The organism is Zoogloea sp. (assembly GCF_041911615.1).
GTDB lineage: Bacteria > Pseudomonadota > Gammaproteobacteria > Burkholderiales > Rhodocyclaceae > Zoogloea.
This window is the reverse complement of sequence record NZ_JAYROR010000070.1, coordinates 29,644-44,248: the sequence shown is the minus strand read 5'-3', so window position 1 is coordinate 44,248 and position 14,605 is coordinate 29,644. Positions and strand designations below refer to the sequence as shown.

Annotated in this window: 16 protein-coding genes; 7 read left to right on the top strand and 9 right to left on the bottom strand. The window is 70.1% G+C overall.

Annotation, left to right across the window (positions count from 1 at the left end):
- Nucleotides 1-856: glycosyltransferase (locus ACE3P2_RS08295; protein ID WP_374263293.1), on the bottom strand; the 856-nt coding region annotated here is incomplete at its 3' end.
- A 195-nt stretch (nucleotides 857-1,051) separates the two neighbouring features.
- Here ACE3P2_RS08295 and ACE3P2_RS08290 point away from each other — a divergent pair.
- Nucleotides 1,052-1,231 carry a hypothetical protein gene (locus tag ACE3P2_RS08290; protein WP_374263291.1) on the top strand — a complete coding sequence of 60 codons (180 nt, stop codon included), beginning with the start codon at nucleotides 1,052-1,054 and terminating at the stop codon, nucleotides 1,229-1,231.
- Between the two features lie 45 nt (nucleotides 1,232-1,276).
- Nucleotides 1,277-3,460, top strand: a complete 2,184-nt coding sequence (locus ACE3P2_RS08285) for a phosphocholine-specific phospholipase C (RefSeq protein WP_374263288.1) — start codon at nucleotides 1,277-1,279, stop codon at nucleotides 3,458-3,460.
- A gap of 269 nt (nucleotides 3,461-3,729) precedes the next feature.
- Here the strand turns inward: ACE3P2_RS08285 and arfB are convergent, their stop codons facing one another.
- Entirely contained in the window at nucleotides 3,730-4,131 is a 402-nt protein-coding gene (arfB, locus tag ACE3P2_RS08280) for an alternative ribosome rescue aminoacyl-tRNA hydrolase ArfB (RefSeq protein WP_374263285.1), read from the bottom strand.
- 353 nt (nucleotides 4,132-4,484) lie between these two features.
- On the opposite strand from arfB, the gene ACE3P2_RS08275 reads away from it, so the two are divergent.
- Together ACE3P2_RS08275 and ACE3P2_RS08270 are read left to right on the top strand one after the other, a co-directional pair.
- Entirely contained in the window at nucleotides 4,485-5,510 is a 1,026-nt protein-coding gene (locus tag ACE3P2_RS08275; RefSeq protein WP_374263281.1) for an RNA methyltransferase, read from the top strand.
- Between the two features lie 125 nt (nucleotides 5,511-5,635).
- On the top strand, nucleotides 5,636-6,172 hold the full coding sequence (locus tag ACE3P2_RS08270; protein ID WP_374263278.1) for a hypothetical protein: 537 nt from the start codon (nucleotides 5,636-5,638) through the stop codon (nucleotides 6,170-6,172).
- Between the two features lie 225 nt (nucleotides 6,173-6,397).
- On the opposite strand, the gene ACE3P2_RS08265 is transcribed toward ACE3P2_RS08270, so the two are convergent.
- The 5 genes from ACE3P2_RS08265 to ACE3P2_RS08245 form a co-directional block, all read right to left on the bottom strand.
- Complete coding sequence (locus ACE3P2_RS08265; RefSeq protein ID WP_374263275.1) at nucleotides 6,398-7,405, bottom strand: nucleoid-associated protein; 1,008 nt, start codon at nucleotides 7,403-7,405, stop codon at nucleotides 6,398-6,400.
- Between the two features lie 62 nt (nucleotides 7,406-7,467).
- Complete coding sequence (locus ACE3P2_RS08260) at nucleotides 7,468-7,665, bottom strand: hypothetical protein (RefSeq protein ID WP_374263273.1); 198 nt, start codon at nucleotides 7,663-7,665, stop codon at nucleotides 7,468-7,470.
- A 256-nt stretch (nucleotides 7,666-7,921) separates the two neighbouring features.
- On the bottom strand, nucleotides 7,922-8,293 hold the full coding sequence (locus ACE3P2_RS08255) for a diacylglycerol kinase (protein ID WP_374263270.1): 372 nt from the start codon (nucleotides 8,291-8,293) through the stop codon (nucleotides 7,922-7,924).
- A 32-nt stretch (nucleotides 8,294-8,325) separates the two neighbouring features.
- Nucleotides 8,326-9,132, bottom strand: a complete 807-nt coding sequence (locus ACE3P2_RS08250) for an alpha/beta fold hydrolase (protein WP_374263268.1) — start codon at nucleotides 9,130-9,132, stop codon at nucleotides 8,326-8,328.
- A gap of 14 nt (nucleotides 9,133-9,146) precedes the next feature.
- Entirely contained in the window at nucleotides 9,147-9,638 is a 492-nt protein-coding gene (locus tag ACE3P2_RS08245) for a flavin reductase family protein (protein ID WP_374263265.1), read from the bottom strand.
- 123 nt (nucleotides 9,639-9,761) lie between these two features.
- Here ACE3P2_RS08245 and mutY point away from each other — a divergent pair, with 123 nt between their 5' ends.
- Nucleotides 9,762-10,820: an A/G-specific adenine glycosylase gene (gene mutY / locus ACE3P2_RS08240; RefSeq protein ID WP_374263263.1), complete on the top strand. Its 1,059-nt coding sequence runs from the start codon at nucleotides 9,762-9,764 to the stop codon at nucleotides 10,818-10,820.
- Between the two features lie 4 nt (nucleotides 10,821-10,824).
- Here mutY and ACE3P2_RS08235 read toward each other — a convergent pair whose 3' ends face one another.
- Together ACE3P2_RS08235 and ACE3P2_RS08230 are read right to left on the bottom strand one after the other, a co-directional pair.
- Nucleotides 10,825-11,532, bottom strand: a complete 708-nt coding sequence (locus ACE3P2_RS08235; RefSeq protein ID WP_374263260.1) for a uracil-DNA glycosylase family protein — start codon at nucleotides 11,530-11,532, stop codon at nucleotides 10,825-10,827.
- A 19-nt stretch (nucleotides 11,533-11,551) separates the two neighbouring features.
- A complete protein-coding gene (locus ACE3P2_RS08230) occupies nucleotides 11,552-12,811 on the bottom strand; it encodes an AmpG family muropeptide MFS transporter (RefSeq protein WP_374263257.1) in 1,260 nt (419 codons plus the stop codon).
- Between the two features lie 146 nt (nucleotides 12,812-12,957).
- On the opposite strand from ACE3P2_RS08230, the gene ACE3P2_RS08225 reads away from it, so the two are divergent.
- Together ACE3P2_RS08225 and ACE3P2_RS08220 are read left to right on the top strand one after the other, a co-directional pair.
- Nucleotides 12,958-13,272, top strand: a complete 315-nt coding sequence (locus tag ACE3P2_RS08225) for a hypothetical protein (protein ID WP_374263254.1) — start codon at nucleotides 12,958-12,960, stop codon at nucleotides 13,270-13,272.
- 39 nt (nucleotides 13,273-13,311) lie between these two features.
- A complete protein-coding gene (locus ACE3P2_RS08220; RefSeq protein ID WP_374263251.1) occupies nucleotides 13,312-14,577 on the top strand; it encodes a glycerate kinase in 1,266 nt (421 codons plus the stop codon).
- Nucleotides 14,578-14,605 lie beyond the last annotated feature (28 nt).

Genomic DNA, 14,605 nt, shown 5'->3' with positions numbered 1-14,605 from the left:
GCTCGGCCAGCGGCGCGCCGGTGCGTGGGCCGGCACAGATCGCCCCCGGCTGGCGCGCGCGCAGGGCCGGCAACGCGGGGCCGTCGCCCACCAGCACCAGACGCGCCCGCGGCTGGCGCGCGCGGATCGCCTCGAAGGCCTTTTCGAGCAGGGCGAGGTTTTTCTCCGGCGCCACCCGGCCCACGTACAGCACCGCCAGATCGTCGGGCGCCAGGCCCCACTGGCGACGCAGGGACTCGCTGCGGCGCGCCGGATCGAACAGCGTCGTGTCGACACCCCGCGACACCACCTCCACCCGCGGGATGCCCTGCCCGACCAGCTCGTCGCACAGGGCACGGGTCGGCACCAGGGTCAGGTCGGCGCGGTTGTGGAACTTGCGCAGGTAGGCGGCGATGGGGCGCTTGAGCCAGCCCACGCCGTAATGGCCGGTGTAGCGGTGGAAGTTGGTGTGGAACTCGCTGATCACCGGCAGCCGGAGCTTGCGCGCGGCGGTCAGCGCCGACCAGCCCAGCGGCCCCTCGGTGACCACCTGCACCACGTCCGGACGCTGAATAGACCAGCGTCGCAGCAGCACCTTCTGGGCCGGCAGACCGAGTTGCAGATTGGCGTAGCGGGGCAGCGGAATCCCCCGCGCGAGCATCTGCTCGACGCCCTCGGCGATCACCGCGCCCTCGTGGGCCTGACGCGGGCGGATCAGATCCACCCGGTGGCCGGCGGCCACCAGCCCGTCCACGACGCGCCCAGTGCTCATGGCGACGCCATTGATTTCGGGCGGATAGGTCTCGGTCACCACGGCCACCCGAAGGGCGCCCTGCTGGCTGACGATTTCCTGGCAGATGAGTCCGGCACGGTCCATGCCGGCAGTGTTGCGGGCCGATGCTGCAGCGATGTGACGGTCAGGTGATGGCTCGGTGACGGCGCCCCCCGCACGCCGGCGGGGTCACACGCCCTTCACGGAAGCGCCTTAATTCGTTCATCCGGGCGACCTAGCATTTTCGGCTTTCCGCCATCCGCCCGACGGATTTTTCCCCTTCCACCCAGGAGCTCCCGCTTGAAATCCCCTCTCACCGCCCGCCCCATCGCCGTGGCGCTGCTGCTGTCCGCCCTGCTCGCCGGTTGCGGCGGCAGCAGCAGCAACAACGACGGCGCCAGCAGCGCCCCCGCCGACGAGAAGACCCCGCAGATGCGCTGCGCCCCGGCGCCCGCCTCCGGCCAGAGCTGCGCCTCCTGAGCCAGCCGCTTCCGCCCATCGACCCTTGAAGACCGAAAACCCAAAATGACCCGACTCAGCAGACGCGACTTCCTGCACAGCGCCGGCACCACCGCCGGCGCCGGTGCCGCCCTCTCGATGTTTCCCCCGGCGATCCAGAAGGCCCTCGCCATCTCCGCCAACAACCAGACCGGCACGATCAAGGACGTCGAGCACGTCGTGATCTTCATGCAGGAGAACCGCTCCTTCGACCACTACTTCGGCACCATGGCCGGCGTGCGCGGCTTCGGCGACCGCTTCCCGATCCCGGTCAAGGACGCCCTCGGCAACACCGGCAAGACCGTCTGGTACCAGGTGAATGACGCCGACCCCGCCAACCCGCGGGTGATCGCCCCGTTCCGCCTCAACACCGTGCAGACCTTCGACTACATGCGCGTCAGCGGCACCCCCCACGCCTGGCTCGACGCCCAGGCCGCCTGGGACAACGGGCGGATGAACGTGTGGCCGAAGTACAAGAACAACCACTCGATGGGCTACTTCGCCCAGGACGACATGCCCTTCCAGTTCGCGATGGCCAAGGCCTTCACGATCTGCGACGCCTACTTCTGCTCGGCCCAGGCCGGCACCAACACCAACCGCCTGTTCCAGTGGACCGGCACCAACGATCCGCTGGGCAAGGGCAACGGCCCGGCCACCTACAACGACTACGACTGGTTCGACGCCGACCACGGCGACGGCGGCTACACCTGGACGACCTACCCCGAACGCCTCGAGGCCGCCGGCATCACCTGGCAGGTCTACGAGAACATGGCCGACAACTACACCGACAACCCGCTGGCCGGGTTCCAGCGCTTCCGCGACGCCTGGTACCAGCGTCCGGGCTACTCCCAGGCCCTGCGCGACCGCGGCGTCAGCACCCGCGACCTGGACAAGCTCAAGGAAGACGTGCTCGCCGGCACCCTGCCGCAGGTCACCTGGATCGTCGCCACCGCCGAAGGCTCCGAGCACCCCGGCCCGTCCAGCCCGGCCCAGGGCGCCGACTACACCGCCAAGGTGCTCGACGCCCTCACCGCCAACCCCGCGGTGTGGAGCAAGACCGTGCTGTTCCTCAACTTCGACGAGAACGACGGCTTCTTCGACCACGTCCCGCCCCCGGCCGCCCCCGCCTACACCACCTGGGACGCCGACCCCGCCAAGGCCGTGCTGGCCGGCGCCTCCACCGTCGACACCACCGGCGAATACCACGAGATCCTGGTCTCGTACCACAACAACGCCCAGGAGCAGCTCGCCCTGCACCGCCCCTACGGGCTCGGGCCGCGGGTGCCGATGTACGTCATCTCGCCGTGGTCGAAAGGCGGCTGGGTCAATTCGCAGGTGTTCGACCACACCTCGCCGATCCGCTTCATCGAGCAGCGCTTCGGCGTCATGGAGCCCAACATCAGCGCCTGGCGCCGCGCCGTCTGCGGCGACATGACCAGCGCCTTCAACTTCAAGGACCCGGACAACACCGAGTTCTTCAAGACCTTCCCCGACACCGTCGCCCTGGCCAACCGTGCCCGCGCCCTCACCAAGCGCACCACCCCGCCGACCCCGGCGCTGCCCACCCTGCCGGTGCAGGCCGTCGGCACCCTGCCGTCCCGCGCCCTGCCCTACGAGCTGCACACCACCGCCAGCGTCAAGTCGGCCAGCCGCATCGAGCTGGTGTTCGCCAACACCGGCGAGGCCGCCGCGGTCTTCCACGTGTACGACCGCAAGCACCTCGACCAGTACCCGCGCCGCTACACCGTCGAAGGCGGCAAGCAGCTCACCGGCGGCTGGGATCTCGCCGCCGACGCCGGCGCCTACGACCTGTGGGTGCTGGGCCCCAACGGCTACCACCGCCACTTCACCGGCAACGCCGCGGCCAAGGCCACCGAGCCGACCCCCGAAGTGCAGGTGTGCTACGACGTGGCCAACGGCAGCGTGTACCTGAAGATTTTCAACACCTGCGGCGTCGCCGCCAGCTACACGGTGGTCGCCAACGGCTACTTCGCCACCGGCCCGTGGACCGGCACCGTCGCCGCCCGCAGCCAGGCCGAGCTGCACTGGCCGCTCAAGAGCAGTGGCCGCTGGTACGACTTCACGCTGACGATCAAGGCGCTGCCCGGCTACGCGCGGCGCTTTGCCGGCCGCGTCGAAACCGGCGAAGCCTCGATCAGCGACCCGATGATGGGCGGCACCGCCATCGGCGAGCAGGCAAAACTCGGCTGATCGCCCCTTCCGTCGCAGCAAGACGGCCCGCCGCTCGCCCGGCGGGCCGTCGTGTTTCCAGCGCCCGATCTGGCGAATGGGGGCCGCGGCGGCGCATCGGGCGGAACAGTGGAATCGTTGCTGACGACGGGCATTGATTCGGGGGACATCCCGTTGGTCGGAACGGACGCGTCTGGCAATCCGGCCACCCGGCTGAAAACGTCACTCAGGATGGAATGAGCCTGCGGAGCCCCGATCCGGACCTGGGCGGCCCCCGATCTCGTCCTACTCTATTCCACCCGCCCGCGCCCGGCCTTCACGGCGCTGCGGCGAGCCTTGCCGTCGAGGCGGCGGGTCACCGACGCGCGGGTCGGCCGCGTCGCACGGCGCGCCTTCGGCACGTGGGCAGCGGCGTCCACCATCTCCTGCAGGCGCCGCAGCGCCTCGGCGCGGTTCTTGTCGAGGCTGCGGAAGGTCTGCGCCTTGATGACGATCACCCCGTCCTTGCCCACCCGCTGATCCCCCAGCGCCAGCAGCCGCGCCTTGACCGCCTCCGGCAGGCTCGACGCACGAACGTCGAAGCGCAGATGGGCGGCGTTCGACACTTTGTTCACGTTCTGCCCCCCGGCCCCCTGGGCGCGGATGGCGGTGAACTCGACCTCGGATTCGGAAACGATGGGAGCGGGGTGCATGGGTGGCACTGTACACCGCCTCCCGGCCCCCGGTTCGGCCTGGACCTGAACAAGTTCAGTTCTGAGCTGCACTTATGCGCCTCCAACCTGAACCTGTTCGCCTCCGACCTGAACTTGTTCGCCTCCGACCTGAATCTGTTCGCTTCCGACCTGAACCTGTTCGCCCTAGACCTGAAAAAGTTAACCTCCAGGCCGAGCCGGTTCCCCCCAAACCTGAGGCACTTCGAATCCCGAGGGAACCTGGCGCCTCGCCGAGACGATCCAGCGCCCTGGCGCCGCAGGCGGCTTCGGTTGGGGGCGCTGAACCTGCCGACTACCCCCTGCCCTGCCCCGGTGCTAGGATTCGCCCCCTCATGCGCATCGAACATCTCCGCCAGCGCCTTGCCGACCTGGGCGCCAAACCCGTGCACATCCAGCGCATTCTGCGCGCCTGGACGCACGCCCTGCCGCTGTCCGCGGGCCCCGCGAAGCGCGGACCGATGCTGCCCCAGCCGGTACTCGACGCCCTGCCCGCGCTCACCGCCGAGCTGGACGGCCTCGCCCGGCTGCGCTCGACGCATCCCGCCGACGACGGCTCCGCCCGGCTGCTGGTCGAACTGCCCGACGGCCAGACCGTCGAGAGCGTGCTGCTGCCCCGCGACGGCCTGTGCGTGTCGAGCCAGGTGGGCTGCGCGGTGGGTTGCGTGTTCTGCATGACCGGCCGCGACGGCCTGCTGCGTCAGGTGGGCAGCGCCGAGATCGTCGCCCAGGTGGTGCTGGCGCGGCGCCAGCGGACGGTGAAGAAGGTGGTCTTCATGGGCATGGGCGAGCCGGCCCACAACATGGAAAACGTCCTCGAGGCGATCGAGTTGCTGGGCACCGAAGGCGGCATCGGTCACAAGAACCTGGTGTTCAGCACGGTAGGCGACCTGCGCGTCTTCGAGCGCCTGCCCACCCTCGCCGTGAAGCCCGCGCTGGCCCTGTCGCTGCACACCAGCCGCGCCGACCTGCGCGCCGAGCTGCTGCCGAAAGCCCCGCGCATCGCGCCGGACGAACTGGTCGAGCTGGGCGAAGCCTACGCCCGCCGCACTGGCTACCCGATCCAGTACCAATGGACGCTGATCGAGGGCGTGAACGACACGCCGGAAGAACTCGACGGCATCGTGCGCCTGCTCACCGGCAAGTACGCGATCATGAACATGATCCCGTACAACACCATCCCCGACCTGCCCTTCCGCCGCCCGGCGTGGGACAAGGCCGCCGACATCGCCCGCCAGCTCCACCGCCGCGGCATCCTCACCAAGCTGCGCAACTCGGCGGGGCAGGATGTGGAAGGCGGCTGCGGGCAATTGCGGGCGCGGGTGCTGGGGGAGCTGCCGGTAAGAATCGTGCCCAGATAGTGCGTTCAGCCAATTCTCAGGAGATGACAGCCATGGACACTCACTTCTGCTTGACGTGCGGAACCCCACGACAGCAAGAAGCCCCCACCGAACGCACTCCATGCCCAACCTGTGGCGGAACAGCCTTGACGTCCACTTCCACCTTGCAGGTATCGTTTGGCCTCTCAAATCAGCTGACGAGCGGGCTGTATCCAGCAACGCAGACCCGAGACTGGCGAGTCCGCTGGAACACAGTTCAAGAAGAGCTTCGCAAGATCGAAGCTCCTCACGTCGGAGTCATGAGTGGACCTGCAATCCACGGCGGCGCCCAGCAACTTTTCTCATTTTTTATTCAGGTATTTCACCTCAGAGACGCACTCATTGCAGTGGAAAAGCTAGCGGGAATGCCAAGCGCCAAGGACGTCAACGAGGCAATCCGCTCCGACCCGCGCCTCAGTTTGATGGCCGACTTGGCTAACTCCGACAAGCACGTGGAATTGACAAGAAAGCCATGGAGTGGACTTAAGCCGTCGGTCGAGAGTTTGTCAGGCGAGGATTGCGATGGTGGATGGAGGCTCCGCGTCAAAATCCTTCATGGCGACAAGCACCTGGACGGGCTCTCGGTCGCGCGTGACGCCATCAACGCTTGGGCGGAAAAACTCAGGAGCTGGGGCCTCGTTTAGTTCGCGTAGGTCGGGTTCGCGCAGCGCACCCGACATCCCCTGCGACAGCCTGCCACCGATCCGTTCCAGTATCGGTTGAGTTCGTCGACGTACTGCACCAAACCGGCCGACTCTGGTCGTGGGCTGGGCTGATCCTGCGCTGTCGTGTTGCGCCCTTCGGGCTAACCCGACCTACCCGACTGCGCCACTCCTGACGCCTCACGCCTTACTCCTCACAGACCTTCCTCAGCCCTCCAGCAGCACCTTGCGCAGGCTCTCCGGCACGTTGGTCAGCACCAGGGTGTTGTTGGCTTCGTCGTATTGAACGGTGCCGGCGCGCAGGCCGCTGCGTTCGAACTCCAGCTTCCAGTCCTCGGCCGCGGCCTTGAAGCGGATCAGCGGGCGCAGGGCGCGCTTGTCGGGGACGAAGCCGGAGGCGAGATCCAGCGCTTCGTCCTGCAGGGTTTCGGCGAGCTTCTGCGGGGCGTCGGGGAAGACCTCGCCGGCGACGGCGGCCAGGTCGAGGGGCGCGCCGCTCTCGTGCATCTGCTCGAGCACCAGGTGGGCGCGCTGCAGCAGTTCGTCGCGGGCCGGGGCCTCGAGCTGCTGGGTGTCGGCGAAGTGGGCCAGCGTCTCGACGAGCTTCTTGGTTTCCTTGAGGGCGATGACCACGTCGGTGCAGCCCAGGAAGCGCTTGAACCAGCCCGCCACGTCGCCGCGGCCCTTGAGGAAGGCGATGTAGCGCTCGGCGCCGGCCTGCCAGGCGGTGATGTCGATGCGCCCGGCCACCTGCAGGCCGCCGAAATCCAGGTGCGGGCTGTCGTGGATCGCCAGCCCGTCGCCGATCACCGAACCGAGGGTTTCCTGCAGCAGGGCCACGTAAAGGCAATCGGCGCCGAACACCGTGGCGCGGGCGATCAGCACGTAGCCGCCCTCCTCCACCTTGTCCTCGTCCACCCGCTGCTGCAGGTGGGCCAGCATCTCGGCCGACAGGGCGGCGAAATCCAGGCTGCCCTCGACCACGTGGCGACGCACCAGCGCCGGCATCGGGAAGTTGCGCTCGTCCTGCTCGAAGTGGCCGTAGCCCTTGCCGGGGCGCTCGGCGAAGTGGCGGCACAGGCGCTCCATCAGACGCACCGCCGCGTCGTCCACCGGGTTGGGCGCCGGGCGCAGGTCGAGCCGCGACGGGCCTTCGGCCTCGCGGATCAGGCGGTGGATGACAAGGGCGGTGATGGCGTGGGTCGACTCGGTCATGGAAGCGTCCGGGCGGAGGAAAGGGCGCGATTGTCGCACGGCAGGCGGGCGCCGGCCGCGCCTCAGAAGCGCATCTTCCGGCGGTTGCCGGGCAACTGCGCGAGCTGCGCGCGGCGCAGCTGGTTGGCCGACGGGCGCGGCACCTTGGCCGGGCGCTCGGCGGCGGCGAGTTCGGGTGGAATGTTGGCGCCGACGCCGCGCGGGCAGAAGCCGGTGGTGGCGCAGGTGCAATTGACGCAGGGTTTGCGGTTGCTTTTCATTCGAGTCGCTCGGGGTGGGTCACTGTCCTTCACGATAGCGGGAGTCGCTGCAGAAATGCGAGCCATTTGTCGAACAGGCGGCTGCGGGAGCACAGCGCGGGCAGGGCAGACGCCGCGCCGAGGGCGCCCCATATGAGGGCCCCTGCCACATCGCCGTTTAAGAACACAAGCGCAGCGAGGGCCAACGCAGCCAGCCCGATGACCGCGAAGGCAATGCGCGCCGCCACCGGTGCGCTCCGCTTACCCGGCCGCGTGCTCATCCGAACAGGACCAGTCCCCAGACGACCACCGCATTCACCAGCGCGACGAACACCGCGGCGCTGCCGATGTCCTTGGCACGCTTGGCGAGGTGGTGGTGTTCCAGCGAGATGCGGTCCACCGCCGCCTCGACGGCCGAATTGACCAGCTCGACGACGATCACCAGCAACACGCAGGCGATCATCAGCGCCTTGCCGGTGCCACTGGCCGGCAGCCACAGGGCAAGGGGGATCAGCAGCACGGCCAGCCAGACTTCTTGGCGGAACGCGTCTTCGTTGCGGTAGGCGGCGGCGAGACCGGCCATCGAGTAGTGGAAGGCGTTCCACACCCGGGTGAGGCCGGTCTTGCCCTTGAAGGGGCTCTCGTTCATGGGACGGGCAAAAATCGGCAAGCCTGCGCGGTTCAAATGACAGGGGTGTGATCGGACGCCAGCCCGGCCAGGAAGGCCCGCACCAGGGCGGCGAACTCGGCCGGCGCCTCGTGGGGCGCGAAATGCCCGGCCTCCACCTCGGCGTAGCGGGCGTCGGGCATACGCGCGGCCATCCGCCGCAGCACCTGCGGGGTGGACACCCGGTCGTGGCGGCCGGCGACGACCAGCGCCGGCAGGGTGAGCGTGGGCAGCGCGGCGCGCGCATCGAAGCCCACCAGCGCCCGCATCGCGGCGCGGTAGGTGGCCGGCGCGATGTCGGCCATCAGGGCCACGGCGTCGCCCACCAGTTGCGGGTCGGCGCCGGGGCCGACCATGCTCGGGATGAGCTCCACCGCCACTTCGCGCATCGTGGCGCCCTCGTCGAGGGGGCCGAGCCGGCGCGCCAGGAAAGCCTGCTGCAGCGCGCCGTCGGTGGCGCCGAAGGCCGGCGTGCAGCACGCCAGCACCAGGCCGGCGAGCCGCCCGGGGTAACGGGCGGCGGTGTGCAGCGCGACCATGCCGCCCATGCTGTGTCCGACCAGCACCGCCTGGCGCAGCCCGGCCAGGTCGAGCAGGCTCCGCAAGGCGTCGGCGTAGCCGTCGAAATCCACCGGATCGATGGGCGCGCTGGCACCGTAGCCGGGCATGTCCCAGGCCAGCGCCCGCCAGCCGGGCGCCGCCAGGCCGGGCAGGATGTCGATGGCGCCGTTGGCGCCGCCGCTCACGCCGTGGAGGAACACCAGACCGCGCGCTGCGTCGGCGCCCGCAGGGCTGAACTCGATCCAGTGGGGGACGGGCATCGCGGGCGATCCGCTCAGGCCAGCCGACGGTAGGCGCCGCCCTGGAAGACCAGCGGCCGCTTGTCGGCGTCGCGGGCGAAGCGGATCACCTCGCCGATCAGCACCAGGTGGTCGCCCCCCGGGTGAGCGGCGAACGGCCGGCACTCGAAGCTCGCGCAGCAGCCGGCGAGCAGCGGCACGCCGCCCTCGCCCTCGGTGAAGTCGAGCCCGGCGAACTTGTCGTCGAGCCGGCTGGCGAAGCGGTTGGAGAGTTCCTGCTGGTCTTCGGCGAGCACGTTGATCGCGTACACTGGCGCACTTTCGAAGACCGGCACGCAGGGCAGGTGGCTGGACAGGCTCCACACCACCAGCGGCGGCGCCAGCGACACCGAATTGAAGGAGCTGACGGTGAGGCCCGCCAGGCGGCCGTCGGCGGCGCGGGCGGTGATGACCGTCACGCCGGTCGGAAACATGCCCAGCGTGTCGCGAAAGGCGCGTACCGCCGGGTCGTTCTTGGGAAGACTCATGATGAAATCGGAATGGCCGGGCGTCCGCACGCGCCGGCAATCAGTTGGGGGAGGCGCGATTATCGCCCTGCAACCCATGAGCGTCGAGGGGCAGCCCGCCGCCGCCGCGCGGAGGGCCGGTCGGTGAGCGCCTTCGCCGACACCTTGATCCGCTGGCAGCGCGAGCACGGCCGCCACGATCTGCCCTGGCAGACCCGCGACGCCTACCGGGTGTGGCTGTCGGAGATCATGCTCCAGCAGACCCAGGTGGATACCGTGATTCCGTACTACGGTCGCTTCCTCGAACGCTTCCCGACCCTCGCGAGCCTCGCCGCCGCGCCGGTCGAGGACGTGCTGGCGCTGTGGAGCGGCCTCGGCTATTACGCCCGCGCCCGCAACCTGCACAAGTGCGCCCAGGCGGTGATGACCCGCCACGGCGGCGCGTTTCCGGCCGACCCGGCCGTGCTGGCCGAGCTGCCGGGCATCGGCCGCTCCACGGCGGCGGCGATCAGCGCCTTCAGCTACGGCACGCGGGCGGCGATCCTCGACGGCAACGTCAAGCGGGTGCTGGCCCGGGCCTTCGGCATCGAGGGGTTTCCCGGCACCAAGGCGGTGGAAAACGCCTTGTGGCAGCTCGCCGAGGAACTGCTGCCGGCAAGCGACGTGGACATCTACACCCAGGCCCAGATGGACCTGGGCGCCACGGTGTGCACCCGCGGCCGGCCGGCCTGCCCGCGCTGCCCGCTGGCCGGCGACTGCGTGGCCCTGCGCGACGGGCGCGTCGCCGAGCTGCCGACGCCGCGGCCAAGAAAGGCCGTACCCGAGCGCCACGGCCGCTTCGCGGTGATCGTCGCCGACAACGCGGTACTGCTCGAACGGCGCCCGCCCAGCGGCATCTGGGGCGGCCTGCAGAGCCTGCCGGAGCTGCCCGAGGACGCCGACGCCGCCGACTGGGTGGCGCGGCGCTTCGGCGTGACAGTGCAGGCGGTGGCGCCCCTGCCGGGCCTGCGCCACGTCTTCACCCACTTCGTGCTGCACCTGGCGCCGGAACGCGTCGCGGTGATGCGGGCCGCCGCGGGCCGGGCCGAAGAAGGCGGCGCGGTGTGGCAGCCCCTCGACCGCCTCGCCGAGGCCGCGCTGCCGACGCCGATCCGCCGCGTGCTGGAAAACCTCGCCGCGCCGGCGCAGGCCCGCCTGATCTGAGGCCTTACCAGACGCCCAGCGCCACCAGTTGCTTCGTCGCCGCCTCGCTCCAGCCCCGGTTGGCTGCCGGGCTGGCCGGGCTGGGGTGAAGCACCCGGCCGAACTTGAGCGGCAGCCCGGTCAGCGCCTCCCGGGCGCGCTGTTCGGCCCAGGCGCCGACGCCGATCACCCAGTCGGGCGAGAGCGCCTCGGCCACGCTGCGCAGATGCGCGTCGCAGGCCGCCAGCAGCGGGCCCTGCTCGGCCGCCGGGAGCGTGTCGGGCGTCAGGTTGCGGCCGTTGTCGAAGAAGGCCAGCGGGCAGTAGTTGGCCACGAAGTGATCGGCAAAGAAGGCCTCGGCACTGCCGAAACGCTCGGCGAACAGCCCCCACAGGCGCCGCCCGCTCACCTCGGAACGCGGGCAGGCGAAGCCTTCGATGGGGCGCTTGGGGTTCTCGGTGGCGGGCTTCGTCACCGCGGCCTCGATGCCCATCCAGTCGCGCACGGCGGCGATCTCGCCGAAGGGCACGCCGGTCTGAACCATGCCGAAGGGGCCGGGGTTCATGCCCACGAAGATCACCTTCTTCTTCCCCTGGCCGAAGCGCCGCAGGTAGAGCGCATTCGGCGCCCAGGCGTAGTCGAGGGGGTTGTAGACGTGGGTGACCGGCGCGGCGAAGCGCATCGGGTCGAGGGTGTCGCACAGGGCGCGGGCGGCGGTTTCGAGGGGCGTCATGGGGGGCATGGATGGGAAATCAGGCGGCGGCCGGCGTCTCGCGCCACGGCGCCACCTTGAACAACAGCAGCATACCGGGCACCGCCAGCACGCCGCACAGCAGGAAGAAGTCGAGCCAGCCGAAGTATTCCACCAGCCAGCCTGCCGAGGCATTGATGAAGGTGCGTGGCACCGCCATCAGGCTGGTGAACAGCGCCAGCTGGGTGGCCGTGTAGGCCGGGTGGGTGGTGCGCGCCATGTAGGCCACGAAGGCCGTGGTGCCGAGACCGACGCCCAGCGCCTCCAGCCCGATCACCGCCGCCAGCACCCACAGTCGCCCGGCGTCGGCCTCGGCGGGGCCGAGCCAGGCCAGCCACGCAAAGCCGAAGATCGCCGCCCACTGCACCACCCCGAACACCCACAGGGCGCGGTTGATGCCGAGCTTCACCATCCACAGCCCGCCGAGGATGCCGCCGATCACGCTGGGCCACAGGCCGGCGTTCTTGGCGACGAGGCCGATCTCGGTCTTGGAGAAGCCCATGTCCAGGTAGAAGGGCGTGGCCAGCGCGGTGCACAGCGAATCGCCCAGCTTGTAGAGGAAGATGAAACCCAGCACCAGCAGCGCCGAGCGCAGCCCGTGGCGGCCAAAGAACTCGCGGAAGGGCTCGACCACCGCGTCGCGCAGGGTGCGCGGCGCACCGGCGGCGGCCAGCGGCTCCTTGACCAGCAGGGTCATCGCCAGCCCCGGCGCCATGAACAGCGCGGTGACCAGGAACACCTGCTGCCACGGCAGATGATCCGCCAGCACCAGCGACAGGCTGCCCGGCACCAGCCCGGCGAGCTTGTAGGCATTGACGTGGATGGCGTTGCCGATGCCCAGCTCCACCTCGGGCAACAGCTCGCGGCGATAGGCGTCGAGCACGATGTCGAGGGTCGCCGAGAGAAACGCAATCAGCGCGGTGAGGCCGATCACCAGCCCGAGCTGGGCGTTGGGGGACAAGGTGCCGAGCCATGCGATGGCGCCCAGCAGGAGCAGCATCGTCAGCGCCATCCAGCCGCGCCGGCGGCCCAGCAGCGGCAGCGCGAAGCGGTCGAGGAAGGGCGACCAGACGAACTTCCACGTATACGGAAACTGGATGAGCGCGAACGCACCGATCGCCTTCAGCGATAGCCCCTCGGTCTTCAGCCACGCCGGCACGAGGTTGAGGAGCAGGTACAGCGGCAGGCCGGACGAAAAGCCGGTGAGCACGCAGATCAGCATGCGGCGGTTGGCGAGGGCGCGCCAGGGGGATTCGGTCATGGGCGGAGCACGGGGTTTGGCGGCGGGAACGGAAGCGGACCACGCCGAGCCGGAGGTTCCCGCGATGATAACAATCGGTTACTTGATCTTGCCGCCGCCCGACCGAAAAATGCGGCGCGACAGGGAAAAATAACGAGGAGACCCGCATGTACACCGTCACCGTCGTCTTCCGCGCCGACCGGGAATACGAATTTCACGTCCACGGCGAAGACATCGCCGAGCTCACCAAGACCAGCGCCCAGGCCTGGCTGCACCAGGAGTTCGAAGACCTGGAATGCACGCCCAGCAACCCGATGGGCAAGGTGCTGATCCTCGACGTGATCCTCAACGTCGCCAAGTACGGCGGCGAACCGCGTTTCGCCCAGGGCGGGCCGTGGGCGCGCAGCTACGCCGCCTGCGTCGCGGTGGCCCTCGACCGGCCGAGCGTGCGGGTGGACGTGCCGGGCTTCGTGGTCGGCTAGCATTTCGCCCTTCGCCCTGCCGATCCGCCCGCCGCCGCCATGTCCGTCACCCCGCCCCGCGCGCTGCTCGCCCGGATGTTCGACGCCGCCGTGGGCGCCGCCCAGCCGGCCCGCTGCATTCCGCCCCACCTGCCCACGCCACCCCGCGGCCGCACCGTGGTGATCGGCGCCGGCAAGGCGTCGGCGGCGATGGCCCAGGCCCTGGAGCGCCACTGGCCGGGCGCGCTCTCGGGCCTCGTCGTCACCCGCTACGGCTACGCCGTGCCGTGCGCGCGCATCGAGATCGTCGAGGCCGCCCACCCGGTGCCCGACGCCGCCGGCCTCGCCGCCGCCGGGCGGATGCGGGCGCTCGTCGCCGGCCTCGACGCCGACGATCTGGTGATCTGCCTGATCTCGGGCGGCGGATCGGCGCTGCTGCCGCAGCCCGGCGAGGGCGTGACGCTGGCCGACAAGCAGGCCATCAACCGCGCCCTGCTCAAGTCCGGCGCGTCGATCAGCGAGATGAACTGCGTGCGCCGCCACCTTTCGGCGATCAAGGGGGGCCGCCTCGCCGCCGCCTGCCACCCGGCGCGGGTGGTCAACCTGCTGATTTCAGACGTGCCCGGCGACAACCCGATCGACATCGCCTCGGGCCCCACCGTGGCCGACCCGACCACCTGCGCCGACGCGCTGGAGATCGTCCGCCGCTACGCCATCGACCTGCCGGCGGGCGCCCGGGCGCTCCTCGAAAGCGGCCACGGCGAAACCATCAAGCCCGGCGACGCGCGTCTCGCCGGCGTCGAGACCCACCTGGTCGCCACCCCGTGGATGGCCCTCGAAGCCGCCGCCGCGGTGGCCCGCGCGGCGGGCGTCACCCCCGTGCTGCTGGGCGACCGGCTGGAAGGCGAGGCCCGCGACGTGGCCAAGGTCATGGCCGGCATCGCCCTGCAGGCCCGCCAGTACGGCCACCCGGCGGCGGCGCCGTGCGTGCTGCTGTCGGGCGGCGAGACCACCGTGACGGTGCGCGGCAACGGGCGCGGCGGGCGCAACGTGGAATTCCTGCTGGCCCTCGCCGTGGCGCTGGACGGCGCACCGGGCATCCACGCCGTGGCCGGCGACACCGACGGGGTGGACGGCCAGGCGGAGATCGCCGGCGCCTTCGTCGCCCCCGACACCCTGGCCCGTGCCTGGGCGCAGGGCATCCGCCCCCGCGCTCGGCTCGACGACAACGACGGCCACGGCTTCTTCGAAGCCCTGGGCGACAGCCTCGTTACCGGCCCCACGCTCACCAACGTGAACGATTTCCGGGCCATCCTGGTCGTCTGAGCGCCCCGGCCCGCAGCGCGGGATTGCA